The sequence below is a fragment of the Streptomyces sp. NPDC051218 genome (assembly GCF_044455475.1).
In the GTDB taxonomy this organism is placed as follows: Bacteria; Actinomycetota; Actinomycetes; order Streptomycetales; family Streptomycetaceae; genus Streptomyces.
Window position 1 is genome coordinate 22,335 of record NZ_JBITEU010000010.1, and the last position, 26,381, is coordinate 48,715.

Sequence of the window (26,381 nt, forward strand, 5' to 3'; positions counted from 1 at the left end):
GCAAGCGAGTCGGCAGCAAACCCCGCCGGCAGGCAAGCGAGTCGGCAGCAAACCCCGTCGGCAGGCAAGCAAGGGAAGTGAGACCCCCGAGGTGACCACCGCACCCCCCGCCGGGCCCGCCGGCGTCGTCAAGGCTCCCGGGGCGGGGGCCTCACGCCCCCCGTCGCGCCGCAAGCTGACGGGCAGGGCGCTGACCCGCGCACTGCCCGTCTCCCCCGCCGTGATCCTGCTGCTCCTCTTCCTGGCGGGGCCCATCGGCTACTGCGCCTACATCGCCTTCACCGACCTCCAGCTCACCGGCCAGGCGGAGTCGAGCTTCGTCGGGTTCGACAACTTCCGTAAGGCGTTCGGCGACGAGGCGTTCCTCAACGCGGTGTGGCTGACGCTCGTCTTCACGGTCGTGTCGTCCCTGATCGGCCAGAACACGATCGGCTTGGCGCTCGCGTCCCTGATGCAGCGGGCGTCCAAGCCGGTCCGCACGGTCACCGGCGCGATCGTGATCACGGCGTGGGTGCTTCCGGAGGTGGTGGCGGCCTTTCTCCTGTACGCGTTCTTCCGCCGCGAGGGCACGCTGAACGCGGTCCTGGACCTCCTCAACCTGCCGTCCCAGAACTGGATGTACACGCTGCCGATCCTTGCGGTGTCCTTCGCCAACGTATGGCGGGGGACGGCGTTCTCGATGCTGGTCTACTCGGCGGCCCTGAACGAGATCCCCAAGGAGATCACCGAGGCGGCCGAGGTGGACGGCGCGGGCGGCTGGCGCCGCATGTGGCACATCACGCTCCCGATGATCCGCCGCTCCATCGGAACGAACCTGATGCTCAACACCCTCCAGACCCTGTCCGTCTTCGGTCTGATCTGGGTGATGACGCGAGGCGGCCCGGGAAACCGCAGTCAGACGCTCCCCCTGTTCATGTACGAACAGGCCTTCCAGAAGAGCATGATCGGTTACGGCACGGCGGTGGCGCTGCTGCTCCTGGTCGTCGGCTCACTCTTCTCCCTCGTCTACATGCGCCTGCTCCGCACGGAGGTCTGAGTGTCCGCCAACACCGTCAAGTCGCCTGCCCGCACCATGGGTTCACGCCGTACGACACGGCGGCTCGCGGCGGACGCGGGGCTGCTCGTGGTCGCCGCCGCGTTCGTGCTTCCGCTGGCCTGGGTGATCCTGTCCTCGCTCGACACCGAGGCCGACCTCAAGGTGAAGGTCCCCGACGGCATCACCCTGGACAACTACGACGCGGTCCTGACCCCGGAGATCACCTTCACGCCCCTGCTCAACAGCCTGCTCCTGTGCGGCGGCGGCACCCTCCTGACGGTGGTCTGCGCGGCGCTCGCCGCCTACCCGCTCTCCCGCTTCAAGTCCCGTCTGAACCGCCCCTTCATGCTGACGATCCTCTTCGCGACGAGCCTGCCGATCACGGCGATCATGGTCCCGGTGTACGCGCTGTTCGTCCAGGTCGACCTGATCGATACGATGCAGGGCACGATCTTCTTCTTCGCCGCGTCCCAACTCCCCTTCGCCATCTGGCTGATGAAGAACTTCATGGACGGCGTCCCGAAGGAACTGGAGGAGGCGGCGTGGACGGACGGCGCGTCGTCGTTCCAGTCCCTGCTGCGGATCGTGCTCCCCCTGATGGGACCGGGGGTGGCGGTGGTGACGGTCTTCTCCTTCGTGATGATGTGGGGCAACTTCTTCGTCCCCTTCATGCTCCTGCTCACGCCGGAGCAGATGCCCGCGTCGGTGAGCATCAACGACTTCTTCGGCAACAAGGGCACAGTGGTCTATGGCCAGTTGGCGGCATTCTCGATCATCTACTCGACGCCGGTGATTCTGCTGTACGTCCTCATCTCGCGGCGCTTGGGCGGCGGTTTCGCGTTGGGGGGTGCGGTGAAGGGCTGACAGCCCCTGCTACGTCCACCCCTCCCTCTGACTAGGATCACCGGGTCTTAGGGAGGGCATATGCGGGGGCGTTTGCTGAACGGCCGGTACGAGCTGCTCGAGCGGCTCGGCGCGGGCGGCATGGGAGAGGTGTGGCGGGCGCGGGACGAGAGCCTGGGCCGCGAGGTGGCGGTCAAACTCTTCCTGCCGGGGGGCTCGGGAGGCGGGGAAGGCGACGCGGCCGAGCTGGAGCAGCTCCTGGCACGCTTCCGGCAGGAGGCGCGCGCCGCGGCCTCGCTGGACAGCCCGTACATCGTGGCCGTCCACGACCACGGCACGGACGGCACCGAAAGCTCCCGGCCCCCGACCCCGTACCTGGTGATGGCCCTTGTGCAGGGGCGCTCGCTCGACCGAGTGCTGCGCGAAAGCGTGCGCGTCCCCGTGGCGGAGGCGCTGAGCTGGGCGGCGGACATCTGCCGCGCCCTCGACACCGCCCACGCGGCGGGCGTCGTGCACCGCGACATCAAACCCGGCAACGTCATGATCACGCAGGACGGCTCCGCCAAGGTCGTCGACTTCGGCATCGCGACGTTCATGGAACGCGCGACGGGCGACTCCCGCCTCACGCGGACCGGTCAGCTGCCGTTCGGCAGCGTGCCGTATCTGGCGCCGGAGCGGTTCCGCCAGGAGGCGGGTGACGGCCGCACCGACCTGTACGCGCTCGGCTGCGTACTCTACGAACTCCTCGTCGGCAGGCCGCCGTTCACCGGCACGGCGGCCGGCGTCATGTACAATCACGTCAACGACGCACCGCTGCGGCCTTCGCGGGCACGGGCAGAGGTGACGGCGCCGGTGGAGCGCTTGGTCCTGGACCTCCTGGCCAAGGACCCCGCGGACCGCCCGGCGGACGCCGCGACGACGCTGGAGCGGATTCTGGCGGCGGCGGAGTCGCTGCACGACGGGGCGGCGGCGCGGGACGTACGGGGCGCGGGGGCCGCAGAGGCCCCCGTACCGGAGGCCATAGCCGACGCCGTCCCCGCCCCCGTGGAGGTGGAGGACGCTCGCCCCCACCTGTCGGCGGTCCGCAAGGAAGCCACAGCCTCGACCACGACCCCGCCCGCGCCCCCGCCCCCGCCACGCCGCCGCTCGCGCGGACGGCGGCTGCTGCTCCCCGCCGCGCTCGCCTTGGCGGTCAGCATCCCGGCGGGCCTCGGCATACGGTCCCTCACGGCACCCGACACCGACCCCGCGTCCGCGTCCGGCGCCGGGGGCGCCCCGACGGTCTACGAGATCGGCGTGGCCCACAGCTACACCCATGTCGGCGCAGGGGGATCACCCGACGCGTACGAGAAGTCGGAGTACACCCAGTTCACGACGCAGCAGAAGCGCACAGTCAAGTCCGCCTTCACGGAGACACTCGGCGCGAAGGCCGGCAGCCGTTTCCGCCTCGTCCCCGTGTCCGCCGACCCGGACACGACGTCCCGCGACATGCTCGCGAAGCACCCCAGGATGCTCACCGTCATCGGTGACACGGTCGACTTCTCCTGGGTGCACGACACGGACGAGGCGTTCCTGCCGGAAATCAGCACATGCCACGAAGTCGCCCACGCCGGAGGCGCGTTCGCGATCCCGGCCGACGAGGCGCGGCAGGGCGAGGCGATGGCCGAGTACCTCCTGGATCGGACCGATGCGCGCCGGGTCCTGGTGGCGGAGGACAAGATCTGGACGGACCGCGAGGACGGCATCGGCACGGCGCTGCGCAGGGCTGGCGTGACGGCCAGGGCGCTGGACACCCGCCCGGACGAGGTGAAGACGGCACAGATCCCGGAGTTGGCCGCAGGGGCGCGGGCGGACGCGGTGGTGGTGCCATCCGGTTCGGACGTGACCCGATGGACCGCCAAGCTTCGCACCGACGGCTTCAAGGGCCCGATCCTCACCCAGAGCGCTCCCGAGGGTGTCTGCGAGGACTCGGAGGAGCGAGCGAGGGCGGAGCGGTCGGCCAAGTCCATCCCTGAGGGCGTCCTGCGCACCCGCAACTACTCGGGCGAACCCGACGACAACCTCCCCGCACGCGGCAACCAGGAGCTGTACGACGGCGCCCTGGCCCTGGCCACCGCGCTCAAGAAGCTCCCGGAAACCGGCTCGCCCACATCGCTCCGGCACACCCTGGACCGCGAGATCCAGAACGTCTCGGTGAACGGCATCCTCTCCGAGGTGTCTTTCGAGAAGCGCCGCTCAGCACGCGAACGCCCGGTGTGGTTCGACCGCCGGAACAAGGACGCCTGGTCCGAAATAGGCAAGGTGGAAGGGGAGTTCGAGCCGACGAAAGGGTAGTGACCACTAGGACATGATGGCGTCCCGAAGCCGCGAAGCGAGCGCGGCCATGTGGTCCGGGGGCACATCCAGGACGCCGTCCTCCGTCATCAACACATGGAACTGCTGCTCCTCGTAAGGGACTCCGGGCGGCAGGGCGGCAATGTGCCAGTGGAGATGACTGTTCCCTTCCTGGCTCCCGAGGGAGTAGAGATAGGTCCGCTCGGGCTCCAGGACACGCTCGACGATGAGAGCAACCTTCCGCACGAAGGACATGACCCGCACGTACGCCGCCTCGTCGAGGTCGCGAACGACGTGCTCCACGTGGGCCTTGGGCGCGACGAGCACCTTCCCGGGAAGGGTGGGCCACCGATCGAGAAACGCGACGTGGTCCTCGTCCTCGTACACGGTGTGATGCGCGTATCCCGGCTCACCACCAAGAAACGCACAAACAAAACAGGGCCCACTGCGCGCCCGCTCCATATACCCGTCAAGATCCATGGCTTTACGCCGCGGCCCACCCACCACCACACACTCCCAGATCGCGTCTCCACCTAGTTCTGCTTCTGACTCGCCTCCAGTAAGGGCAACTCTTGCACTTCCAGTCGCCCCGCACGTTCCGAATGTGGCGCTATGGAGTGGGCTACTCCCAACTCCTGCTCCGCTCAATCCCGGAGGGCACCGACACCACATGCCTCGACGTGCACTTCGAGGGGGTGGCCGCCGTACAACTCGGGACCAGGTACACGGCACTCAGGCTGCGCCTGGCGAACAGGGACGAGCGAGCAACACTGAAGACACCGCTCGGGCAGGCCGTGGCGGTCGCGATCGACTCCGAGACGGGCAGCGGTCTGGTGCTGTGCCGGACGGTGAGCGTCCTGAGGGGCGGCACCGACGCGCTCGACGGCATCGAGCGGAGCAAGACGCTGTGGAGCCACTCGCCGGGCCCCTTCTGGAACGCGCCCCTGACGGAGGCGGTGTGGTCGGAGCTGTCAGCCCCGGTGCGAGCGGCGATCGCGCGGTGTGACGCGGAACGGCTGCAACGCGAACGGTCCCGCCTGGCGCCACGCCTGCGGCCGACGGTCACGGCCCCGGTGTACTCGATGGCTGCCCGATTCGCGTCCTGGGAACGGCTCGTACGAAGACTGGAGCGCGACGAGGAGACAAGCGACCAAGCCCACGACCCCTACCCCATAAGCGCGTTCAGCAATGACCTCGACTCCCGGGACTCCCTGGCCGAGGCGATGGCCACGCTCCCACCGGTGGCCCACGACGGCGCCTTGGGCCACCTCCTCACTTCCCTCGACAACCGCTACACCGCCGCGACGGCCCCAGACCCGCAGGGCTCGCTACGCCCATGGGTGCGGCCGACGGCCAAAAGAACCGAATCCGAGTCGAACCTCGGGGCATGGTGGAAACGCAAACCGGTGCGCGATCCCTGGATTTAACGCCCGCCCGTATTCACCGGGATGAACCCCTCACGCCCCATTGCTCAGCAGATATCTCCCTGGTGCCACCGATCAGCTCCCACTAGCGTGCTTAGCTCGCGCCAACTCCCACCCTCACCAGGAGCCGTCAGTGAACCGCCCTCTCCGTCTCGCGACGGTCGCCCTCACCGCGTCCGCGGCCCTGCTGCTGACAGCCTGCGGCAGCGGCGGCGACGAAGCCAAGGACAACGACAAGATCGCCGGGGCGGACAAGGGGGGCGAGGAGAAGTCGGCTTCGCCGAGTGCATCGGACGCTGAGGCTGTTGAGCGCCCGAAGGTCGAGCTGCCCTCCGACCTCACGTACGCCTTCGACTGGCCGAAGACGGGCAAGAAGGCCGACGACGCGATTTTGGCCGACGGTGAGCAGTCCATCAAGGCGGTCGACATGGCCATCGCCGAGCAAGACCCAATGCACAAGGCCTACCGCTTCTACTACGAAGGGGAAGCCGCCGCTCAGACGCAGAAGTTCATCAAGGCGTACGTCGAGGCGAAGGCGCGCACCACCGGCGCCTATCGCTACTACAACCCGGTCGTATCGGGCGACGGCAAATCCGCATCCCTTGTCTACTGCGAGGACCAGAGCAAGGCCTACGACAAGTACCTCAAGAAGGACAAGGTCAACAAGACGCCCGCGACGAAGAACAGCTACGTCCTCTATGCCACGAAACTGAAGAGGAACGAAGCGGGCGTCTGGGTCATCACACAGATCAATTCCACTCGGGGGAGTGCCAAGTGCCAGCCATGAGAAGCCGCCTGAAAACACTGACTGCCGCAGCCGTGGGCTGCGTGCTTCTTTCAGCCGCACCGGCAGCAGCTGACAACGAGATCGGTGGTGGCGCCCAGAATCCGGGATCCGACAGCCACGCTTCCGGCAACGCCGACGAGGACGGAACGGTCTCGTCCACCGCATCCGGCATCGTCTACGACCGCTCCAAGAACGGGACCGGCGCCAAGACCGGCGCCGTGACGCCCGCGACGAACTGGACCCCGCCCGCCTGCTGGTACGCCCCCAAGTACTCCCCCGCCCAGTTCAAGAAGTACGTAGAGCCGATCTGGCAGGCCGAATCGACGGGCTCCCAGTGGGACTTGGAGCAGCGGAAGCGGTACGTGGACGGGGGACCGTACAAGAACTTCAACCTGGACAAGGCCGGCGAGGGCTACTGGTGGACGTCCTTCTCCAACGACAGCTACCCACCCGGCTGGGACGCCTGCAAGAAGCCCGTCTTCTGGGTCGACAAGGGCGACCCGCCCCCGGCTGACACCCCCGAAGCGATAACCCCCGAGATCCTCGCCAAGCTCGCGTACGCCGAAGTCCGCGTACCCGGCACCGAGGTGACCCTCGCCCCGGAAGGCGAGACCAAGGTCAACCTGCCGACCTGGGCCTGGCTGGACAAGGCGGAGTTCAAGCCCGTCTCGGTGACGGCCTCGATTCCCGTACTCGGCATCCAGGCGACGACAACTGCCGAGCCGGTCTCCCTCAAGATCGACCCAGGCACGAAGGACGCCGAGACCTACCCCGCCTCCGGCGTCTGCCCCATCGACGAGAACGGCAAGATCGGCGAACCGTACGCCAAGGGCAAGTCCAAGCAGGACCCACCCTGCGGCGTGAAGTACCTCCGCTCCTCCGGCGACGGCTCGTACCCACTCAAGGCGACCGTCACGTGGAAGATCAGCTGGACTGGTACGGGGGTCAACGACCCGGTGGGACTGCCCGACGGGGAGTTCGGCGCGGATCAGGAAGTGGTGGTCGAGGAAATCCAGGCCATCAACAGGTAGACGGCGGACGGCGAGCGTGACGGGGAACAAGGTCCGAGATGGAAGAAGACATGGAAGACGACGCGCCCCGCCCGACGACAGCCTCGGGAATGGCATCGATCTCGGCGAGATCGAGGAGGTCTGTGAAGCTGCCACACCCGGGCCTTGGTTCGTCAGGAACCTGGACGACGACTCCGCGATGAATCTCGTCGCCATCAGCACCACGGAAGATTCTGGGAACGGCTGCTCGCTGCATCTGAGTCCTGAGATCCGTGTAGCTCGGCCGGACCGTGAACCCACCCCCGTAGCTTCGCACCATCCGCAACCTCGTAGGAACGCACCGTAGTCGCCGGCCCCCCGCACCCATACCGTGTGCCCGTGCAACCGAGCCAACCGCCGCACCAGCCCTCCCAGCCCTCTCAGCCCAACCAGCCCACACCCCCGTTCAACTTTCCCGCCGCCCGGCGCCTTCGTGAGGCGCTCGGGATGGCGCATGGGCATGTTGCCTATGGCATGCGGGCGAGCTACGGGCTCACCTACATCACCCCGGACACCATCGCCGCCTGGGAGCGCGGGCTCGCCGCGCCCACCTCCGCCGAGCTCACCGCCCTCGCGGGGACCCTGTGGTGTTCCCCCGGTGAACTCATGGGCGCCGCGACCACCCTGCGCGAGCACCGGATCGCCCGTGGGCTCGCGCCCGAGGACGTGGCGCGGGGGGCCGGGGTGGAGATCCAGGTCTATCTGCACATGGAGGAGACCAACACCTGGCGCGGCAACGAGCGGCAGTCCGCCGCGCTCGCCGAGGTGCTGCAGCTTCCCCTGCCCGACTTCATCAACATCACCGGGCGCGGCGACGAACTCGCCGACCTGCTGCGCAGTGCCGTGGCCACCCGCTGGCAGGGGTACGTGCGGCCCATCAGCAAGATGCTGCCCGTGCAGAAGCGGCACGTGGAAGATGTGCTTCAGCAGTTGCACACCGACTATCAGGCGCGCATGGTGCGCACGCTGAGCTGGGGCGGCGGCGCCGGGGCCGATGCCTCGGGGAGCGCCGGGCAGGACTTCCTCGACAAGATCCTGGAGCACTTCTGGGCCCAGGTGCGCGGCACCGCCGGGAGCTGACAGGCGGCGGCCGGGACGGAAAGCGGCTCCTAGAACACCGACTCCGCCTCGTCCATCCGGTCCTTCGGCACCGTCTTCAGCTCGGTGACCGCCTCCGCGAGCGGCACCATCGTGATGTCCGTGCCCCGCAGCGCCGTCATGCGGCCGAAGTCCTCGCGATGTGCCGCCTCCACCGCGTGCCAGCCGAAGCGGGTGGCGAGGACACGGTCGTACGCCGTCGGGGTGCCGCCGCGCTGCACGTGGCCGAGGATGACCGGCTTGGCCTCCTTGCCGAGGCGGGTCTCCAGTTCGTACGCGAGCGCCGTACCGATGCCCTGGAAGCGCTCGTGGCCGAACTGGTCGATCGCGCCCTTGCCGTAGTTCATGGTGCCGTCGGCCGGGTGCGCGCCCTCCGCGACGCAGATCACCGCGAACTTCTTGCCGCGCGAGAACCGCTCCTCGACCAGCTTCACCAGGTCGGCGGGGTCGAAGGCGCGCTCGGGCAGGCAGATGCCGTGGGCGCCGCCCGCCATGCCGGACTCCAGGGCGATCCAGCCCGCGTGCCGACCCATGACCTCGACGACCATCACACGCTGGTGGGACTCGGCCGTCGTCTTGAGGCGGTCCATCGCCTCCGTCGCGACACCCACCGCCGTGTCGAAGCCGAAGGTGCGGTCCGTGGAGGAGATGTCGTTGTCGATCGTCTTCGGGACCCCCACCACCGGCAGGCCCGCGTCCGACAGCATCTTGGCGGCCGTGAGCGTGCCCTCGCCGCCGATCGGGATCAGGACGTCGAAGCCGATCTCCTTGGCGAGCGCGCGCGCGTCCTCGCAGGCCGCGCGGAAGCGGTCGCGCTCCAGGCGCGAGGAGCCGAGGATCGTTCCGCCGCGGGCGAGGATGCCGCTGACCGCGTTCAGGTCGAGCCGGCGGTAGCGGCCGTCGAGCAGGCCCGCGTAACCGTCCTCGAAGCCGATGACCTCGTCGCCGTAGTGCGTGACGGCTCGGTGCACGACCGACCGGATCACTGCGTTGAGGCCGGGGCAGTCGCCGCCTGCGGTGAGAATTCCGATGCGCATCGTGCTGTGTCTCCTGCTCGCTGTTGATGCGTGTGAGCCGGTCTGATTGTTCCATGGCCGCGAACCCGTCGCCGCTCACGCACCAGGCGTCGCCGCCCACGGCTGCTCCGGCCGATCCTGGGGAGGAGGCCCTTGGGCCCGCTCCACGAGGCCTTTCGTCCGGCGGGCGACCTAGCCAGCCGCAGAGGTATTGTCAAGAGGGCACGGCAACCATATCGGGTCATTTGTCCGGCCCGATGGAACCGGCCCTGATGGAACTGGCCCGGTCCCGCCGGGTCCCCAGGACACCGCAGCGAAGAAGGGGAGAACACGCGTGACGCGCAGCGTGTACGTGACCGGGATCGACCGGGGCGACGGCCGCCAGGTCATCGAGCTGGGAGTCATGGAACTCCTGACCCGTCAGGTCGACCGGGTGGGGGTCTTCCGTCCGCTGGTCCACGACGGTCCTGACCGCCTCTTCGATCTCCTGCGGGCCCGCTACCGGCTCGCACAGGACGCGGCGTCCGGATACGGCATGGACTACCACGAAGCGTCCGCCATCCAGGCCGAGCAGGGCACCGACGAGCTGGTCTCCCAGCTCGTCGACCGCTTTCATCGGGTGGCGCGGGACTACGAGATCGTCCTCGTGCTCGGCACGGACTTCGCCGACACCCAGCTCCCGGACGAGCTCTCCCTCAACGCCCGCCTCGCCAACGAGTTCGGGGCGTCGGTGATAGCCGTCGTCGGCGGCAAGAACCAGCCGGCCGACTCCGTCCACGCCGAGACGCGCAACGCCTACCGCGCGTACGAGAGCCTGGGCTGCGACGTCCTGGCGATGGTCACCAACCGGGTGGCGCCCGCCGACCGCGACGAGCTCGACGAGAGCCTCGCGGCCGGGCTCCCCGTCCCCAGCTACGTGCTGCCCGACGAACCCGCCCTCGCGGCGCCCACGGTCGCCCAGATCACCCACGCGCTCGGCGGCCGCGTCGTACTCGGCGACGATGCGGGCCTCGCACGAGACGCGCTCGACTTCGTCTTCGGCGGCGCGATGCTGCCGAACTTCCTCAACGCCCTGACCCCGGGCTGCCTCGTGGTCACCCCCGGCGACCGCGCCGACCTCGTCGTGGGCTCGCTCGCCGCGCACAGCGCCGGTACGCCGCCCATCGCGGGCGTCCTGCTCACCCTCAACGAGCAGCCCGGCGAGGCGATCCTCAAGCTCGCCGACCGCCTCGCGCCCGGCACCCCGGTCATCGCCGTCTCCGGCGGGTCCTTCCCCACCGCGGGTGAACTCTTCGCCCTGGAAGGGAAGTTGAACGCCGCCACGCCCCGCAAGGCGGAGACGGCCCTCGGGCTCTTCGAGCGGTACGTCGACACGGCGGAGCTGCTCAGCCGCGTACAGGCCCCGAGCAGCGACCGCGTCACGCCGATGATGTTCGAGCACAAGCTCCTGGAGCAGGCGCGCTCCGACAAGCGCCGCGTCGTCCTGCCCGAAGGCACCGAGGAGCGCGTCCTGCGCGCCGCCGACGTGCTCCTTCGCCGCGGCGTCTGCGACCTGACACTGCTCGGCCCGGCCGAGCAGATCCGCAAGAAGGCCGCGGACCTCGGCGTCGACCTCGCGGGATCGCAGCTCATCGACCCGCACACCTCCGAACTGCGGGACGCGTTCGCCGCCAAGTACGCCGAACTGCGCGCCCACAAGGGCGTCACCGTCGAGCTCGCGTACGACGTCGTCGCGGACGTGAACTACTTCGGCACCCTGATGGTGCAGGAAGGGTTCGCCGACGGCATGGTGTCGGGTTCCGTTCACTCCACGGCCGCCACGATCCGGCCCGCGTTCGAGATCATCAAGACCAAGCCGGACGCCTCGATCGTGTCGTCCGTCTTCTTCATGTGCCTCGCCGACAAGGTCCTCGTCTACGGAGACTGCGCGGTGAACCCGGATCCGAACGCCGTGCAGCTCGCCGACATCGCGGTCCAGGCGGCCGCCACCGCCGAGCAGTTCGGTGTGGAGCCGCGGATCGCGATGCTGTCGTACTCGACGGGTACGTCGGGTTCGGGCGCCGACGTCGACAAGGTGCGTGAGGCGACGGAGCTGGTGCGGGAGAGCAGGGGCGACCTGAAGATCGAGGGGCCGATCCAGTACGACGCCGCCGTGGAGCCCTCGGTCGCGGCGACGAAGCTGCCGGACTCGGAGGTCGCGGGCCAGGCCAGCGTGCTGATCTTCCCGGACCTGAACACCGGCAACAACACCTACAAGGCCGTCCAGCGCTCGGCCGGCGCGATCGCGGTCGGACCGGTCCTGCAGGGCCTGCGCAAGCCGGTGAACGACCTGTCGCGGGGTGCTCTCGTGCAGGACATCGTCAACACCGTCGTGATCACCGCGATCCAGGCCCAGGGCCCTGCCGTCGCCCCTTCCGTATGACGTCTACAGAAAGCATTCCTCCTGTGAACGCCACCCGCGTCCTCGTCCTCAACTCCGGCTCCTCGTCGGTGAAGTACCAGCTCCTCGACATGCGCGACAGCTCTCGCCTCGCCGTCGGCCTGGTCGAGCGCATCGGCGAGGAGACCTCGCGGCTCAAGCACACCCCCCTGACGGGTGGCGGCGGCGAGCGTGAGCGCGAGGAGCCGATCGCCGACCACGAGGCCGCCCTGAAGGCGGTCGCCGCCGAGCTGAGCGCCGACGGGCTCGGCCTCGACTCCCCCGAGCTGGCCGCGATCGGTCACCGCGTGGTGCACGGCGGCCTGAAGTTCACCGCGCCGACGGTCATCACGGACGACGTGCTCGCGGAGATCGAGCGGCTGGTGCCGGTGGCGCCGCTGCACAACCCGGCCAACATCACCGGCATCCGCACGGCACAGGCGCTGCGCCCGGATCTGCCGCAGGTCGCCGTGTTCGACACGGCGTTCCACACGACGATGCCGGAGTCGGCCGCGCGCTACGCGATCGACGTGGCCACCGCCGACGCGCACCGCGTGCGGCGTTACGGCTTCCACGGGACGTCGCACGCGTACGTGTCGCGCGAGACCGCCAAGCTGCTCGGCAAGGCTCCGGCGGACGTGAACGTCATCGTGCTGCACCTGGGCAACGGAGCTTCCGCGAGCGCCGTGCGGGGCGGCAGGTGCGTGGAGACTTCGATGGGGCTCACGCCGCTTGAGGGACTCGTGATGGGTACCCGTTCCGGTGACGTGGATCCGGCGGTCGTCTTCCACCTGGCCCGCGTCGGCGGGATGTCGATCGACGAGATCGACACCCTGCTCAACAAGAAGAGCGGTCTGGTCGGTCTCTGCGGCGACAACGACATGCGGGAGATCCGGCGCCGGGTCGATGACGGTGATGAAGCCGCCTCGCTCGCGTTCGACATCTACATTCACCGTCTGAAGAAGTACATCGGCGCCTATTACGCGGTGCTCGGCCGGGTGGACGCCATCGCGTTCACGGCGGGGGTCGGTGAGAACGCGGCGCCGGTGCGGGAGGCTGCCGTCGCGGGTCTGGAGGAGCTCGGGCTCGCGGTCGACGGAGAACTCAACGCTGTACGTTCCGACGGGGCGCGGCTGATCTCACCGGAGTACGCGCGGGTCGCGGTCGCCGTCGTCCCCACGGATGAGGAGCTGGAGATCGCGCAGCAGACGTACGCACTGGTCGGGAACCCGTCATAACCGCAATTCTCAGGAATTCAGAACGCCACGCCTGAGCGCAGTACCGCCCATTTGTAGATTCCACCAGACGGAATATTCCGTAGCGAAACAAACCGATAGGATCGCCCCTATGCGCCGTTCCAAAATCGTCTGCACGCTGGGCCCCGCCGTCGACTCCGAAGAGCAGCTCGTCTCGCTGATCGAGGCCGGCATGAATGTGGCCCGCTTCAATTTCAGCCACGGCACGCACGCCGAGCACCAGGGGCGGTACGACCGCGTCCGTGCGGCTGCCGACAAGACCGGCCGTGCCGTCGGCGTCCTCGCCGACCTGCAGGGTCCGAAGATCCGTCTGGAGACCTTCGCCGAGGGACCCGTCGAGCTGGTGCGCGGTGACGAGTTCACCATCACCACCGAGGACGTCCCCGGCGACAAGTCCATCTGTGGCACCACCTACAAGGGCCTGCCCGGTGACGTCTCCAAGGGCGACCAGGTCCTGATCAACGACGGCAACGTCGAGCTGCGCGTCGTCGAGGTGAGCGGCCCGCAGGTGAAGACGATCGTCGTCGAGGGCGGTGTCATCTCCGACCACAAGGGCATCAACCTGCCCGGCGCGGCCGTGAACGTGCCCGCGCTCTCCGAGAAGGACGTCGAGGACCTGCGCTTCGCCCTGAAGATGGGCTGCGACATGGTCGCCCTGTCCTTCGTGCGCGACGCCGGTGACGTCAAGGACGTGCACAAGGTGATGGACGAGGAGGGCCGCCGGGTCCCCGTCATCGCCAAGGTGGAGAAGCCGCAGGCCGTCGCCAACATGGAGGGCGTCGTCGCGGCCTTCGACGCCGTCATGGTCGCCCGTGGTGACCTGGCCGTCGAGTATCCGCTCGAGAAGGTCCCGATGGTGCAGAAGCGCCTGGTGGAGATGTGCCGCCGTAACGCCAAGCCGGTGATCGTCGCGACCCAGATGATGGAGTCGATGATCACCAACTCGCGCCCCACGCGCGCCGAGGCGTCCGATGTCGCCAACGCGATCCTGGACGGCGCGGACGCGGTCATGCTGTCCGCCGAGTCGTCCGTGGGCGCGTACCCGATCGAGACCGTCAAGACGATGTCGAAGATCGTCGTGGCGGCCGAGGAGGAGCTGCTCTCCAAGGGTCTGCAGCCGCTCGTGCCCGGCAAGAAGCCGCGTACGCAGGGTGGTTCGGTGGCCCGTGCCGCGTGCGAGATCGCGGACTTCCTGGACGCCGAGGCGCTGATCGCCTTCACGCAGTCCGGTGACACGGCCCGCCGTCTGTCCCGCTACCGCGCGGCCCAGCCGATCCTGGCCTTCACCACCGACCAGGCCACCCGCAACCAGCTCAGCCTGAGCTGGGGCGTGGACTCCTACGTCGTGCCGCACGTCGACAACACCGACGCGATGGTCGACCTCGTCGACGCCGAGCTGGTCAAGCTGAACCGCTTCAACGACGGCGACACCGTGATCATCACGGCGGGCTCGCCCCCCGGTGTCCCCGGCACGACCAACATGGTCCGGGTGCACCACCTGGGCGGCGTCGGCCGCGACTGACACACCCCTGGTACGACGCTGAGGGCGCCCCCTGATGCAGGGGGCGCCCTCAGCGCTTTGCGGCTCCCGGTGAAGATCAGTCGGTGATCGTCTGGCTCAGGCCGGGGACGTGCAGGTTGCCGCCGAACTGGCCCGCCTGCTGGACCTTCACGTCCGTGAAGTAGATCAGCGGGATGTTCAGGGGCGGCGGGTGCTCCGGGTCGAACGTGATCGGGATCAGGCCGAAGAGCTTGCCGGAGATCGACTCGGTGTACATCGTCGTCTCGCCGCCACGGATGGTGGACGTGGAGCCCTTCTCGGCCTGGACGTGGTACTTCTTGCCGGCCGGACCCTCGACGATCTGGTGCAGGTCGCCGATGTCCGTGTTCTGGACGACGTACTTCAGTGCCTGCTTGGAGCTTCCGTTGGGCATCGTCAGGTTCACGACGCCCTGGTAGTCCGCGCCCTTGAGGGTGAGTGAGCTGGCTTCCAGGTGCCACGGCTGGTTCGGGATCGGCGCGGGCGTCTGCTCGCCCTTTCCGTCGACCTTCTTCTCGACCACGCACGGGAACGGCTTCTTGCCGTCCTCGTCCGGTGCCATCGGGTCCGCGGACTCCTCGGCCTTGGCCTTGTCGGCAGCCTCTTCGGCGGCCTTCTCGGCGTCCTCCTTGGCCTTGTCGACCGTGTCCCCGGCCTTGTCGGCACCATCCTTGACGCCGTCCGTGACCCCGTCGACGGTGTCCTTGACGGGCTTGGTGACGTCGTCGACCGTGTCCTTCGCCGAGTCCTCGGCCTTCTCCTCGGAGGTCTTGCTCTCCTCGGTGGCGGAGGGGGTCGGCGTGGGGCTCGCGGATTCCTTCTCGTCGGGCGTGAAGAGGTCCTTGAGCGCGGGACCGACACCCAGCGGGTCGAGCGGGTTCTTGGTCTCGGAAGGCTCGGGAGCGGGCTCGTCGGCCTTGTCGTCCTTGCCGTCCGAGGGGGACGGGGTCGGCTCGGCCTTGTCGCCGTCGCCGGAGCTCCCGGAGTCCGAGCCCGCCTTGTCACCGGCGGAGGGCGAAGGTGTCGGCTCGGCGGCCTCGTCCTTCTTGGCGGCGTCCTTCTCCGCCTCCTCGGCCTTCTCCTTCTCCGCCTTCTCCTCGGCAGCCTTGTCGGCTTCCTTCTCGGCGTCCTCGGTGGCCTTGGAGGCGTCGTCCGGCGCCGTGACGCACGGGCCGTCCTGGAAGGGGTTCTTCGGCAGCGGCTTGGCCTGCGCGAGCTGGGGGGTCAGGCCCATGCCCATGAGGACGGCGGTCGGCATGGCCGCGATGGCTATCGCCTTGCCCGCCGGGACGTGCAGGCGGGTGAGGAGCGGCTTTCTGGGTGCCGCGTGGCGCGGCCCGGATCTCGCGCGGGGCTCCCCCGCGGAGTCCAGTTGGTGCACCTCGTCAGCCGGCACGGTGCCTCCCGTTCGTCCCGTTGTCCGGGCTCGTTCCTGACAGATCGTCCGTAGTGCCGCTCACCCCGTTCGCGGCCCCCGCGGCCGCGGGCTCCGGCGCCCCGTCGTCAGAGCCTTCGGCCCGCTTCCTCGTGGATTCCTTCGCCGGCTTGGCCGCAGCCCAGGAGATGCCGAGGGCACCGCCGAGCAGAGCGAGCAGGAAGCCGATGACGAAGCCGCCGAAGTTGGAGACCACCAGAGAGACCAGGGCGAGCAGAATCGCCGCGACACCCGCGAAGATCCGGGAATGCGGCTGGAACCACATGGTCAGGCCGAGCACGACAAGCAGGACGCCGATGATCAGCGAGCCGGCACCGGCGGTCGTCGCCATCCGGATCGTCATCGTGCCGAGCGTGAGGTTCGCGTACGGGAAGTACATGATCGGGATGCCGCCGAGCAACGTCAGCAGACCACCCCAGAACGGGCGCTGACCGCGCCACCCTCGGAACGATCGGCGCATCCGGCCGAGCTTGTCGCCCGGCCCCACTTGCGCTTCGGCGCTCATGTCGTACAGCTCCTCGGGGAATGGCGTTGGTTCTGTGTCCTGCGGATTCGGGCACGGGGACGGTTGAGGTCAAGATCCGTGCGCCCCCGCGCCCGGCCGTTCTTCGCTACAAGTACCGCTGTCGAGGCATCAGTTGCCTCAGTAGCACTCGTGCTTGCCCTTCTTGACCGACATGCCAAGACCGGAGAGCTTGAAGGTGCCGGCCGTGGTCGCCCACGCACGCTGCTTGACGTCGGTGAACCGCACCTTGTCGGCCTGCTGCGCGAACGAGTCGGGGGCGTACTTGTCGCCCTTCGACGGGCCCGGGCCCTTGGTGGTCCGGTCGACCGAGACGCCGATGTCGACGTTGGTGAACGTCGCGTCGGCCTTCAGGTCATCGGCGTCGATGTAGAGCTTCTTCGCCTCGACCTTGGGGCCGCCCTTGGCGCCGGCCTTGAGGGTCATCGACACATCGCCGAAGACGGGGACCGGAACGACGACGGACTGACACAGGTTGGTGATCTCGGCCGAGTCTAGGCCGACGACGGCGACCGGGTGATTACCCGACTTGCCGCTGTCAAGCGCCCCGTACTGGACGAAACCCGTACCGTCGAGCTGGTCGGCAGTCACCTTGAACTGCTGACCGGACACACTGAACGATGCCGCGAGTGCACCCTGCGAAAGGGCCACACCTATCGCGGCAGTCGCCGCGACGCTCGGCACCATGACTACGGCGAACCGCTTCCATCTGGTTCCGCCACGAGCCACGGACTCCATGACTTTCCTCCTTCTCGGACGTACATCTCCGGCCCTGACTGATCCCGTTCGGGCGGCTCAGCCGGGCAGGGATGGGAGAAGCGCTACGTCCTCGGGAGATCACCCCCGAGCGACAACCACTGGTCGCACGCGACACGCACAACCTGCCGGACAGGCCCTGCCGGATGGCAGAGACCCCCCTGTCCAAGGCCGGCGACGGGGTGTCTCCGGCCTGCTCGGTGGGGACCCAGAAAGCCCGCTCCCGACTGGCTTTCGGGCTGCGGGTTATTGGACCGAGCGTCGCCGATCGTGGTGCATTCTCGGTCCTCGCACAAGGGGGTTCGTTACTGGCTAGTAACGGCGCGATAACCGAAGCACGACCGCCCGGTATCGGTCGGCCACGGACGGTACACCCATGGCCAGGAGCAGACCGGGATGTTGAAGGGCACAACAGGACAGAAGGCTGGCCTGGGCTTACTCCAAGTAACAGTGGCCGCGTTTACCAAGTTTTGGTAAAGCGCGGCCACTGTGACGCCTGTGCGGCGAATTTTCACTCGGGCATCACAAGCCCCAACGTTTAGGGACTGGTCAGCGAACGGCCCGAGGGAGCGATCAGAAGAGCACCCGCGCGAGCTGCGTGCGCGCGGCGGTCACCCGGGGGTCGTCCGAGCCGACGACCTCGAGGAGTTCGAGCAGTCGCACGCGCGCGGCGTCGCGGTCGTCGCCCGCCGTGCGCCGGACCGCGTCGATGAGCCGCCCGAAGGCGTCCTCCACATGACCGCCCACCAGATCCAGGTCGGCGGCGGTGATCTGCGCGGCCACGTCCGCGGGCCGGTCGGCGGCGTCCTTGCGGACCTGCTGCGGGTCAAGGCCCTGGACACGCTGCAGCAGTTCGGCCTGAGCGAGGCCGAGCTTGGCCTCCGTGTTGCCCGGGTCGTCGTTCAGTACGTTGCGGTACGCCTGGACGGCGCCGCCCAAGTCGCCCGCGTCCAGCGCCTGGACAGCGGCTTCGAGCAGGGCGTCGTACGGCCCCGCGGGCACCTCGGCGACGGGGGCCTCCTGCTGCTCCGCACTCCCCGCGTCCGGGTCGACGGTGATGCCGGTCAGGCCGAAGCGCTCCTCGCCGACCTGGATCAACTGGTCCAGGGTCTGGCGGATCTGCTCCACCGGGGCGGCGCCCTGGAAAAGCGGCAGGGCCTGTCCTGCCACCACCGCGAAGACCGCCGGGATCCCCTGGACCCCGAACTGCTGCATCAGCATCTGGTTGGCGTCCACGTCGATCTTGGCGAGGACGAAACGGCCGTTGTACTCCCGCGCGAGGCCTTCGAGCAGCGGGCTCAGCTGCTTGCACGGCTCGCACCACTCGGCCCAGAAGTCGATGACGACGGGTACTTCGGTGGAGCGCTGCAGGACCTCGCGCTCGAAGCCGGCCTCGTCGACATCGATGACAAGGCTCGACGGCGAGACGCCCGACACGGCGCCCCCGCCCTGCCGGGCCGCTTCGGCGCGCGCCTGCTCCGCCTTCGCCTTGGCCTCCTGGGCCGCCTTCACGGCGGCGAGGTCGACGACTCCGCTCATGGACATGTTCCGTGGCTGCATGAGTACATCCTCCCCCAAGCCGTGCGGGAACCGCGCCCGTCCGAAGCCCCCCGCCGGATTGCGGGGCCGCGGACGGTCGTGGCGCCAAGGTCCCGAGGAGGACCGATGGTTGTCGGTACGGAGTCCCCACCCCGTACCAGGCCTGCTGTTGTGGTGTCGCTGTGCTTGTCGCTGTGACTGCGTGCTTGTCACTGTGGTTGCCGCTCTCGCAGCGACAGAGCGTGGGCGCCGAGGAGGAATTGCCGTTCGTCCCGCCCACCACTCTTTCGCTACGAGTCGTAGCGTAACTGCCGGGCGCCGACGTGTGGGCGGCGGGCCCGCGTGAACTTCGGTGATCTGCCTCACTCTCCATCTGCCTCACCCGCCACCGATCCGACCCATTCCGTACTGGCCGGTATGGTCGCGGGATGCAGAGCCGCATCCCCGCGCCCGTCCGCACCGGAGGCCGCCCCCGCAATGCAGCGGCGGACACCGCGATCCTGGAGTCGACCCGTCAGGCCCTGGTCGAGCTGGGCTGGTCCAAACTGACCCTGGGCGATGTCGCCACGCGTGCGGGCGTGGCCAAGACGACCCTCTACCGGCGCTGGGCGGGCAAGAGCGAGCTGGTCGTGGACGCGGTGGCGGAGCTGTTCGACGAGCTGGAGCTGCCGGACCGCGGCAGCCTGGCCGCGGACATCGAGGGTGTGGTGCTCCAGTTCGCGGCGTTGCTCGGCCGCCCCGAGACGAAGACCGCGCTGATGGCGGTGGTGGCCGAGTCGACGACGGACGAGCCGCTGCGGGAGCGGATCCGTACGTCGATCGTGGACCGCCAGAAGCGGTTGGTCCTCGCGGGGCGCAAGCGGGCGCAGGAGCGGGGGGAACTCCCCGCGGAGCCCGACCCCGTGGCGGCCGGCCGCACCGCGGATCTCATCTTCGACGTGATCGCGGGCGCGGTGGTGCACCGCGCCCTGGTCAGCGCGGAGCCGGTGGACGAGGCCTGGGCCCACCGCTTCACGCTGTTGCTCCTGGGGGGCCTGGCAGCGACAACTGGCCCCGGGGCCTCCACCAGCCCCTGACCGGGCCCGGCCCTGCCGGTGCCCGGACGCTTGCGCTGACTGGGACGGTGCCCTGCCCTGCGGCTGCGGCTGGGGCTGGGGCTGGGGCTGCGGCTGCGGCTGCGGCTGGGGCTGGGGCTGCGGCTGGGGCGAAAGCAGAACCGCCGCTGCGCGGCGGATGCCCCCCTCCCACCCACCCGTGCACCCCGCAGCACCTCCGCCACGACCCACGGCTCGTGTGGCACCGCCCCAGCCCGCCGCTTCGCGGCGGATATCCCCTCCCACCCACCCGTGCACCCCGCGGTACACCCGCGACGGTCACGGCACCGCTCCACCCACCCACCCATGCACCGCCGGGCAATCGGGTGGGTGGGTGGGGGATATCCGCCGCGAAGCGGCGAATTGAAACCCACAGCGGAGGGTCAGCCGAAGACACCTAGCGCACAATCCGGGGCAATCGGGCGGGGGGCGGGAGACATCCGCCGCGAAGCGGCGAATTGAAACCCACAGCGGAGGGTCAGCCGAAGACACCTAGCGCACGATCCGGGGCAATCGGGCGGGTGGGCGGGAAACATCCGCCGCGAAGCGGGCGGAAAGCAGTACGCAACCGGCAAGCACGCGCCGCGAAGCGGCGGTCACGGGCACTGCCAAGGCCGCCCCAGGCGACGACTCAGACCTGGTAGCGGTCCACCGCGAAGAGGTGGAGATTCTCGGCCACCCACTCCGACGTCCGCTTCAAGCCCTCCGTCAAGGACACCGCCGGAGTCCACCCCGCCCACTCCCTCGCCCGGGAGTTGTCCGAGAGCAGCCGCTGGACCTCGCTGCCCGAAGGCCGCAGGCGAGCCGGGTCGACGACCACCCTCGCCTCGCGCCCGGACGCCCCGATCAGCTCCCGCGCCAGCTCGCCGATCGAGATCTCCTGGCCCACCCCGAGATTCACCGCGTGGCCCACGGCCGCATCGCACCGCGCCAGCGCCATGAAGCCGCGCGCGGTGTCCGTCACGTACGTGAAGTCCCGCGTGGGTGTCAGCGAGCCCAGCTTGATCTCCGTTGCGCCGGAGTGCAGTTGGGCGAGGATCGTGGGGATCACCGCGCGGGCCGACTGGCGCGGGCCGTAGGTGTTGAAGGGGCGGACCACCGTCACCGGCAGCTCGAAGGCGTGCCAGTGCGAGAGCGCCATCATGTCGGCGCCGATCTTCGAGGCCGAGTACGGGGACTGCGGCTGGAGGGGGTGGGACTCGCTGATGGGGGCGGTCAGCGCGGTCCCGTAGACCTCGCTGGTGGAGGTGTGCACGAGCCGCCGCACCGAGTGCCGCCTGCACGCCTCGGCCACGTTCTCCGTGCCGACGACGTTCGTCTGGACGTACGCCCCCGGGGAGTCGTACGAGTACGGGATGCCGATCAGCGCGGCCAGGTGGAAGACGGTGTCGCAGCCCTCGACCGCGTCCATCACGCGCCCCGCGTCCCGCACGTCGCCCGCGAGCATCTCGACCCGCGGGTCCCCCATCAGATGCGCGAGGTGGCCCTTCTCCGCGTACGGCTTGTAGTGCACGAAAGCGCGGACCTCCGCGCCCTGTTCGAGGAGCAGGTCCACGAGCGTCGAGCCGATGAAGCCCTCCGCGCCGGTGACAAGGACCGTGCGGCCGGCCCAGCTGAAGGGGGTGTCCACGGTGACGTCGTTGCTGCTCATGCGTACTCCAAGTGCTGTGTGTGGTGGTGGGTGAGGTGGATGACCCGCTCGGCCAGGAGGTCGGCGGCCCGCGCGTGCGGGCCCGGATCGGCCGCCCCGCTCATCGCGGCGAGCCGCGCCGGATCGGCGAGCAGCGGGCCGACGAGTTCCGCGAGCCGCGCCGCCGTCGTCTCGCCGTCGGGCAGCAGAAGACCCGCGCCCGCGTCGGAGAGGACCCGCGCGTTGTGCGTCTGGTGGTCACCGGGCGCGTGCGGATAGGGCACGAGGACCGCGGGGACCCCGGTGGCGGCGAGTTCGGCGACGGTCGCCGAACCGGCGCGGCAGACGACCAGATCGGCGGCTGCGTACGCGAGGTCCATCCGGTCGAGGTAGGGCACGGCGCGGGCGATGCCCTCCACGCCCGCCTCCGTCAGACGCCGCCGCGTCTCGTCGAGCGCGGCGGGCCCCGTCTTGATCAGGAGCTGTACGTCGCTGCGGTGCCGCCAGCGCGCGGCGAGCCCCACGGCCGCCTCGGTCAGCCTGGCGGCCCCCAGGCTGCCGCCGTTGAACAGCAGCATGCGGGCCGCGTCCGGCACCCCGTACTCCCGGCGGGCCTCGGCCCGCAGCGCCCCCCGGTCGAGCGCGGCGAGCGGCGCCGCGATGGGCATACCGGTGGTGTACGCGCGCTCGCCGCCCGGCAGATGCTCCCGGCTGCGGTCGAAGGCGACGGCGATGTTCGGGGTGAGGCGGGCCGCGAAGCGGTTGGCACGGCCCGGCACCGCGTTGGACTCGTGGATCAGGCTGGGCAGCCCCGCCATGCGGGCGCCGACGATGACGGGGGCGCTGGGGTAGCCGCCCATCCCGACCGCGACCTGCGCGCCCTGCTCACGAAGGATCGCCCGGCACTGGGCGCCGGACTTCACCAGAGCGGCGGGCAGGAGGAACCGCTTGGCGCCGAGCGAGGGATCGAACGGGATCATGTCGACCGTGTGGAGGCGGTATCCGGCGTCCGGTATCAGCCGGGTCTCCAGGCCCCGTTCCGTACCGACGAAGGAGACGACCGCGCCCGGTACGGCTCGGCGCAGGGCGTCGGCGAGGGCGAGCCCGGGATAGATGTGTCCACCGGTGCCGCCCGCGCCGATGACGACGGAGAGAGGGGCCCGGCCGCCCGCCGGAACTCCTGACTCGGGGTATCGCATATCGGGTGTTCGCATGGCAATGGAGCATCACGAGCAGGTCTAAGAGGGTTTTAAGAGCCGCGTTTGGCACCGTGGGTCCATGAGCTTCACGAGCAGGCCGGGCCCACCCGTGACCGGCGGCGGCCCACCGCCGGCCAAGATCCTGGTCGTCGACGACGACCCCGAGGTCCGTGCGGCGGTGGAGGACGGCCTCACGATCGAGGGCCACCTGGTGCGCGGCGCCCCCGACGGGCAGCGTGCGCTCTCGGCGGTGGCCCGCTGGGAGCCCGACCTGCTGGTCCTCGACGTGATGATGCCGGTCCTCGACGGCCTCGCCGTCTGCCGCCAGCTGCGCGCCGCGGGCGACCGCACCCCGGTCCTGGTCCTGACCGCCCTCGGCTCGGTGAGCGAGCGCGTCGACGGCCTCGACGCGGGCGCCGACGACTACTTGGTGAAGCCCTTCGCCCTGGACGAACTCGTCGCCCGTGTCCGCGCCTTGCTGCGCCGCGCCGCGCCGGAGCAGCACTCCGCCGTCGAGGGCGACGGCCTCGCGTACGGCGATCTCGTCCTCGACCCGTCGACCCGCACGGGCCGCCGCGGCCACCGCACGGTCGAGTTCAGCCGCACCGAGGCCGCGCTGCTCGAACTGCTCCTGCGCAACGCCGGGCAGGTGCTCCCGCGCGAGCTCATTCAGGAGTCGGTCTGGGGACGCGACTTCGGCCCCGACTCCAACTCCCTTGCCGTGTACGTCGGTTATCTGCGCCGCAAGCTGGAGTCGGGCGGCGAGCCGCGCCTGGTGCACACCGTGCACGGCGTCGGCTACCGGCTGGGCAGCCCGTGAGTGCCCGGCGCAGGCTCGGCGCCCGGTGGCGGCGCAGGCGGCCGCTGCGCACGCGGCTCGCGCTCGCCGCCGCGGCGGCCGTCGCGCTGGTCGCGGTCGGGGTGTGCGTGGCCGCGTTCCTCGTCATCCGCTACAAGCTCTACCAGCAGCTCGACCAGAACCTCGCCCAGTCGGCGAGCCTCATCGCCCAGCAGCGGCACTACGACAACGAGCCGGGCGTCGTCACGGGCGAGTGCCGCTACCTCGGCGCCCCCGCCTGCTCGCAGATCGTCCCCGCCGACCCGGCCGACGATCCGTCGAAGCCCTATCTGCTCCCGGTCACGGAGTCCACGCGGCTGGTCGCGGGCGGCCGGGCGACGCCGTACTACACGAGCCTCACGCTGGAGGGGAGGCCGACGCGGATGTACACCACCAGCTACGGCAAGGGGGACGCAGTCCAGGTCGCCCTGCGCGCCGACATCGCGGAGCGCGGCGTGCGGCAGGCCGCCGGGCTGCTCTCCGCGGTGGGCGGCGCCGGGGTGCTCCTGTCGGGGCTCGGCGGTTACTGGGTCTCGCGCACAGGCCTCGCCCCGGTCGCGCGTCTCACCGCCACGGCCGAGCGCATCGCGGCGACCCGTGACGCCCGCCACCGCATCGAGCTGCCGCCGGGGCCGCCGGGCCGCGAGGACGAAGTGACCCGGCTGGCCGCCTCGTTCAACGCGATGCTGGCCGAGCTGGAGGAGTCGGTCACCGCGCGCCGGCGTCTGGTCGCCGACGCCTCGCACGAGCTGCGTACGCCGTTGACCGCCCTGCGCACGAACGCCGAACTCCTGGCCCGCGCCGACCGGTTGAGCGACGCACAGCGCGAACGGGCCTCCGGCGCGCTGGCCCGCCAGCTCCGCGAAGTCACCGGCATGGTCAACGACTTGATCGAGCTGGCCCGCGACGAGGAGCCGCAGCCGCTCCTGGAGGAGGTGCGGCTCGCGCCCCTGGTCACGCATGTCGTGGACGCGGCGCGCGGCCACTGGCCGCAGGTGCCCTTCACGCTCCAGGTGACGCCGGACGCCGACGGCATGAGCATCCCGGGCGTCCCCGCGCGCCTCTCCCGCCTGGTCACCAACCTCCTGGACAACGCGGCCAAGTTCAGCCCGCAGGGCACCCCCGTGGAGGTCTCCCTGACCTCCACGGCCCTGACGGTCCGCGACCACGGCCCCGGTATCGCGGAGGAGGACCTGCCGTACGTCTTCGACCGCTTCTACCGCGCGGAGAAGGCCCGCGCCCTGCCGGGTTCGGGCCTCGGTCTCGCGATGGCGCGCCAGATCGCCCACGCGCACGGGGCGGAGCTCTCGGCGGAGGGGGCGCCGGGCGGGGGCGCGCTGTTCAGGCTGACGCTGCCCGGCTGATCACTCGCGGTGGGTCAGTTGTTCTTCCAGGCACAACTGCCCAGCGTGGCCTTGTCCTTGGCGAGGAGCCGGTCGGCCTCGTCGGCGGGAAGTACGCGGGTGTTCTTCCCCTTGCAGACGACCGTACGGTCACCGTGTCCCGCCAGGTCGACCAGGATCTGGTCCCAGTGGCGGTACTGCACGTCGTGCCCGGAGTCCGCGTACGTACGCACGGTCGCCTCGCCCGGCAGTTCGTCCTGCCAGGTCTTGAGGGTCGCCGGCGGCACGGTCGTGTCCTTCTTGCCGCCGTAGAGGTAGACGGGAGCGTCGAGCTTCTTCAGGTCGGGGCCCGGCCGTCCGCAGTACAGCTTCTGCTCGTGCACCTGCGGCGCGGGGTCCGCCTGCTGGCCGCGCTGGTTGTAGGTGCGGGCGCCTTCCTCGTACGCCGTGTCGGCGAAGCCCGGTATCGACTTCACGGGGCTGTCGTCGGGGAACGCCCACCACTTGCGCGGGTCCTTGATGGAGTCCTGCACGGTGGCGGCGAGCTCGTCGTCGGACATCGAGCAGTACGCGGGCTTGGTGCCGTAGGGCGGCAGGGCCGCCGCGAGGTGCAGGGCGGAGATCCGCTCAGGGGCGCGCCCGGCGAGCTCTGCGGCGTACGGGCCACCACCGGAGATCGCGATCACGCTCACGTCGTCCACGCCGAGCTTGTCGAGTACTTCGAGGGTGTCGTCGGCGAAGTCCGCCTTGCCGAGCTTCTCGTCGTACTCCGTGTCCCCGAAGCCGTTGCGCTCGACGGAGATGAGGCGAAGACCCAGGTCCTCGCGGGTCGTGCGGAAGAAGTCCGTCATGTGCGCCGCACGGGCGCTCGTGCCGGTGCCGCCGATGAACAGGACGGGCTTGCCCTTCTTGTTCCCGGTGTCGGAGTAGTGAGCCGTCCGGCCGTTCGAGAGCTTCGCCGCGTGCACCTCGGGGCCGAGCGAGTCGAAGGTGTCCTGGACCTTCGGCTCGGCGGGCGGGCTCGCGCTCACCTCGCCGGTGCCGTACACCGTCAGCGCCCCGAGGAGGGTGAGCGTCGCGGCTCCGATGGCGATCACGGCGGTGCGGGTGGGGCCGGGCAGGCTCACGGGTGACACAGGCTGACTCCAGGGGCAGGACGGGTGGACGGGCGGCGCCTACCCAGCCCCGCGCATCTGACACCCACGAGTTTCCGCCGAATCCA

Annotated in this window: 22 protein-coding genes; 13 read left to right on the top strand and 9 right to left on the bottom strand. The window is 69.7% G+C overall.

Annotated features, from left to right (window positions below; genetic code table 11):
• The first annotated feature begins 91 nt into the window (after positions 1-91).
• From ACIBCK_RS28075 to ACIBCK_RS28085, 3 genes are read left to right on the top strand one after another with little or no spacing between them, the layout of a single operon-like run.
• Positions 92-1,036, top strand: a complete 945-nt coding sequence (locus ACIBCK_RS28075) for a carbohydrate ABC transporter permease (protein ID WP_399394673.1) — start codon at positions 92-94, stop codon at positions 1,034-1,036.
• A 36-nt stretch (positions 1,037-1,072) separates the two neighbouring features.
• Entirely contained in the window at positions 1,073-1,900 is an 828-nt protein-coding gene (locus ACIBCK_RS28080) for a carbohydrate ABC transporter permease (RefSeq protein ID WP_399395307.1), read from the top strand.
• 60 nt (positions 1,901-1,960) lie between these two features.
• Positions 1,961-4,213: a protein kinase gene (locus tag ACIBCK_RS28085; protein WP_399394675.1), complete on the top strand. Its 2,253-nt coding sequence runs from the start codon at positions 1,961-1,963 to the stop codon at positions 4,211-4,213.
• Between the two features lie 6 nt (positions 4,214-4,219).
• Here the strand turns inward: ACIBCK_RS28085 and ACIBCK_RS28090 are convergent, their stop codons facing one another.
• Positions 4,220-4,600, bottom strand: coding sequence for an HIT family protein (locus ACIBCK_RS28090; RefSeq protein WP_399394677.1), 381 nt, complete (start codon positions 4,598-4,600; stop codon positions 4,220-4,222).
• Between the two features lie 215 nt (positions 4,601-4,815).
• Here ACIBCK_RS28090 and ACIBCK_RS28095 point away from each other — a divergent pair, with 215 nt between their 5' ends.
• The 4 genes from ACIBCK_RS28095 (at position 4,816) to ACIBCK_RS28110 (ending at position 8,553) form a co-directional block, all read left to right on the top strand.
• Positions 4,816-5,640: a hypothetical protein gene (locus tag ACIBCK_RS28095; RefSeq protein ID WP_399394678.1), complete on the top strand. Its 825-nt coding sequence runs from the start codon at positions 4,816-4,818 to the stop codon at positions 5,638-5,640.
• A 130-nt stretch (positions 5,641-5,770) separates the two neighbouring features.
• On the top strand, positions 5,771-6,424 hold the full coding sequence (locus ACIBCK_RS28100; RefSeq protein ID WP_399394680.1) for a hypothetical protein: 654 nt from the start codon (positions 5,771-5,773) through the stop codon (positions 6,422-6,424).
• The gene (locus ACIBCK_RS28105; protein WP_399394682.1) at positions 6,412-7,455 is read left to right on the top strand and encodes a hypothetical protein; all 1,044 of its coding nucleotides are present in this window, start codon (positions 6,412-6,414) and stop codon (positions 7,453-7,455) included. The genes ACIBCK_RS28100 and ACIBCK_RS28105 overlap by 13 nt, the downstream gene beginning before the upstream one ends.
• Before the next feature lie 465 nt (positions 7,456-7,920).
• Positions 7,921-8,553, top strand: coding sequence for a helix-turn-helix domain-containing protein (locus tag ACIBCK_RS28110; protein WP_399394683.1), 633 nt, complete (start codon positions 7,921-7,923; stop codon positions 8,551-8,553).
• Positions 8,554-8,582: 29 nt separating this feature from the next.
• Here ACIBCK_RS28110 and ACIBCK_RS28115 read toward each other — a convergent pair whose 3' ends face one another.
• On the bottom strand, positions 8,583-9,608 hold the full coding sequence (locus ACIBCK_RS28115; RefSeq protein WP_399394685.1) for a 6-phosphofructokinase: 1,026 nt from the start codon (positions 9,606-9,608) through the stop codon (positions 8,583-8,585).
• 313 nt (positions 9,609-9,921) lie between these two features.
• Here ACIBCK_RS28115 and pta point away from each other — a divergent pair, with 313 nt between their 5' ends.
• The 3 genes from pta (at position 9,922) to pyk (ending at position 14,784) form a co-directional block, all read left to right on the top strand.
• Positions 9,922-12,009: a phosphate acetyltransferase gene (gene pta, locus ACIBCK_RS28120; protein WP_399394687.1), complete on the top strand. Its 2,088-nt coding sequence runs from the start codon at positions 9,922-9,924 to the stop codon at positions 12,007-12,009.
• Positions 12,006-13,244: an acetate kinase gene (locus ACIBCK_RS28125; RefSeq protein WP_399394688.1), complete on the top strand. Its 1,239-nt coding sequence runs from the start codon at positions 12,006-12,008 to the stop codon at positions 13,242-13,244. The genes pta and ACIBCK_RS28125 overlap by 4 nt, the downstream gene beginning before the upstream one ends.
• Positions 13,245-13,353: 109 nt before the next feature.
• Positions 13,354-14,784 carry a pyruvate kinase gene (gene pyk, locus ACIBCK_RS28130; protein WP_399394690.1) on the top strand — a complete coding sequence of 477 codons (1,431 nt, stop codon included), beginning with the start codon at positions 13,354-13,356 and terminating at the stop codon, positions 14,782-14,784.
• A gap of 76 nt (positions 14,785-14,860) precedes the next feature.
• On the opposite strand, the gene ACIBCK_RS28135 is transcribed toward pyk, so the two are convergent.
• The 4 genes from ACIBCK_RS28135 to ACIBCK_RS28150 form a co-directional block, all read right to left on the bottom strand.
• On the bottom strand, positions 14,861-16,198 hold the full coding sequence (locus ACIBCK_RS28135; RefSeq protein ID WP_399394692.1) for a hypothetical protein: 1,338 nt from the start codon (positions 16,196-16,198) through the stop codon (positions 14,861-14,863).
• A complete protein-coding gene (locus ACIBCK_RS28140; RefSeq protein ID WP_399394694.1) occupies positions 16,188-16,742 on the bottom strand; it encodes a DUF6114 domain-containing protein in 555 nt (184 codons plus the stop codon). Before ACIBCK_RS28140 ends, ACIBCK_RS28135 begins: the two co-directional genes overlap by 11 nt.
• A gap of 138 nt (positions 16,743-16,880) precedes the next feature.
• Complete coding sequence (locus tag ACIBCK_RS28145; RefSeq protein ID WP_367045029.1) at positions 16,881-17,498, bottom strand: DUF6230 family protein; 618 nt, start codon at positions 17,496-17,498, stop codon at positions 16,881-16,883.
• A 591-nt stretch (positions 17,499-18,089) separates the two neighbouring features.
• A complete protein-coding gene (locus ACIBCK_RS28150) occupies positions 18,090-19,076 on the bottom strand; it encodes a tetratricopeptide repeat protein (protein WP_399394696.1) in 987 nt (328 codons plus the stop codon).
• A gap of 407 nt (positions 19,077-19,483) precedes the next feature.
• On the opposite strand from ACIBCK_RS28150, the gene ACIBCK_RS28155 reads away from it, so the two are divergent.
• On the top strand, positions 19,484-20,131 hold the full coding sequence (locus tag ACIBCK_RS28155; RefSeq protein ID WP_399394698.1) for a TetR/AcrR family transcriptional regulator: 648 nt from the start codon (positions 19,484-19,486) through the stop codon (positions 20,129-20,131).
• Positions 20,132-20,780: 649 nt separating this feature from the next.
• Here ACIBCK_RS28155 and ACIBCK_RS28160 read toward each other — a convergent pair.
• Complete coding sequence (locus tag ACIBCK_RS28160) at positions 20,781-21,800, bottom strand: SDR family NAD(P)-dependent oxidoreductase (RefSeq protein ID WP_399394700.1); 1,020 nt, start codon at positions 21,798-21,800, stop codon at positions 20,781-20,783.
• The gene (locus ACIBCK_RS28165; RefSeq protein WP_399395309.1) at positions 21,797-22,978 is read right to left on the bottom strand and encodes a UDP-N-acetylglucosamine--N-acetylmuramyl-(pentapeptide) pyrophosphoryl-undecaprenol N-acetylglucosamine transferase; all 1,182 of its coding nucleotides are present in this window, start codon (positions 22,976-22,978) and stop codon (positions 21,797-21,799) included. Before ACIBCK_RS28165 ends, ACIBCK_RS28160 begins: the two co-directional genes overlap by 4 nt.
• 79 nt (positions 22,979-23,057) lie before the next feature.
• Between ACIBCK_RS28165 and ACIBCK_RS28170 the strand changes: the two genes are divergently transcribed.
• Complete coding sequence (locus tag ACIBCK_RS28170) at positions 23,058-23,798, top strand: response regulator transcription factor (protein WP_399394702.1); 741 nt, start codon at positions 23,058-23,060, stop codon at positions 23,796-23,798.
• Positions 23,795-25,180 carry a HAMP domain-containing sensor histidine kinase gene (locus tag ACIBCK_RS28175; RefSeq protein WP_367045022.1) on the top strand — a complete coding sequence of 462 codons (1,386 nt, stop codon included), beginning with the start codon at positions 23,795-23,797 and terminating at the stop codon, positions 25,178-25,180. Before ACIBCK_RS28170 ends, ACIBCK_RS28175 begins: the two co-directional genes overlap by 4 nt.
• 14 nt (positions 25,181-25,194) lie before the next feature.
• Here the strand turns inward: ACIBCK_RS28175 and ACIBCK_RS28180 are convergent, their stop codons facing one another.
• Positions 25,195-26,295 (bottom strand): alpha/beta fold hydrolase, encoded by a 1,101-nt coding sequence (locus ACIBCK_RS28180; protein WP_399394704.1) that lies wholly within the window; start codon positions 26,293-26,295, stop codon positions 25,195-25,197.
• Between the last annotated feature and the right edge of the window lie 86 nt (positions 26,296-26,381).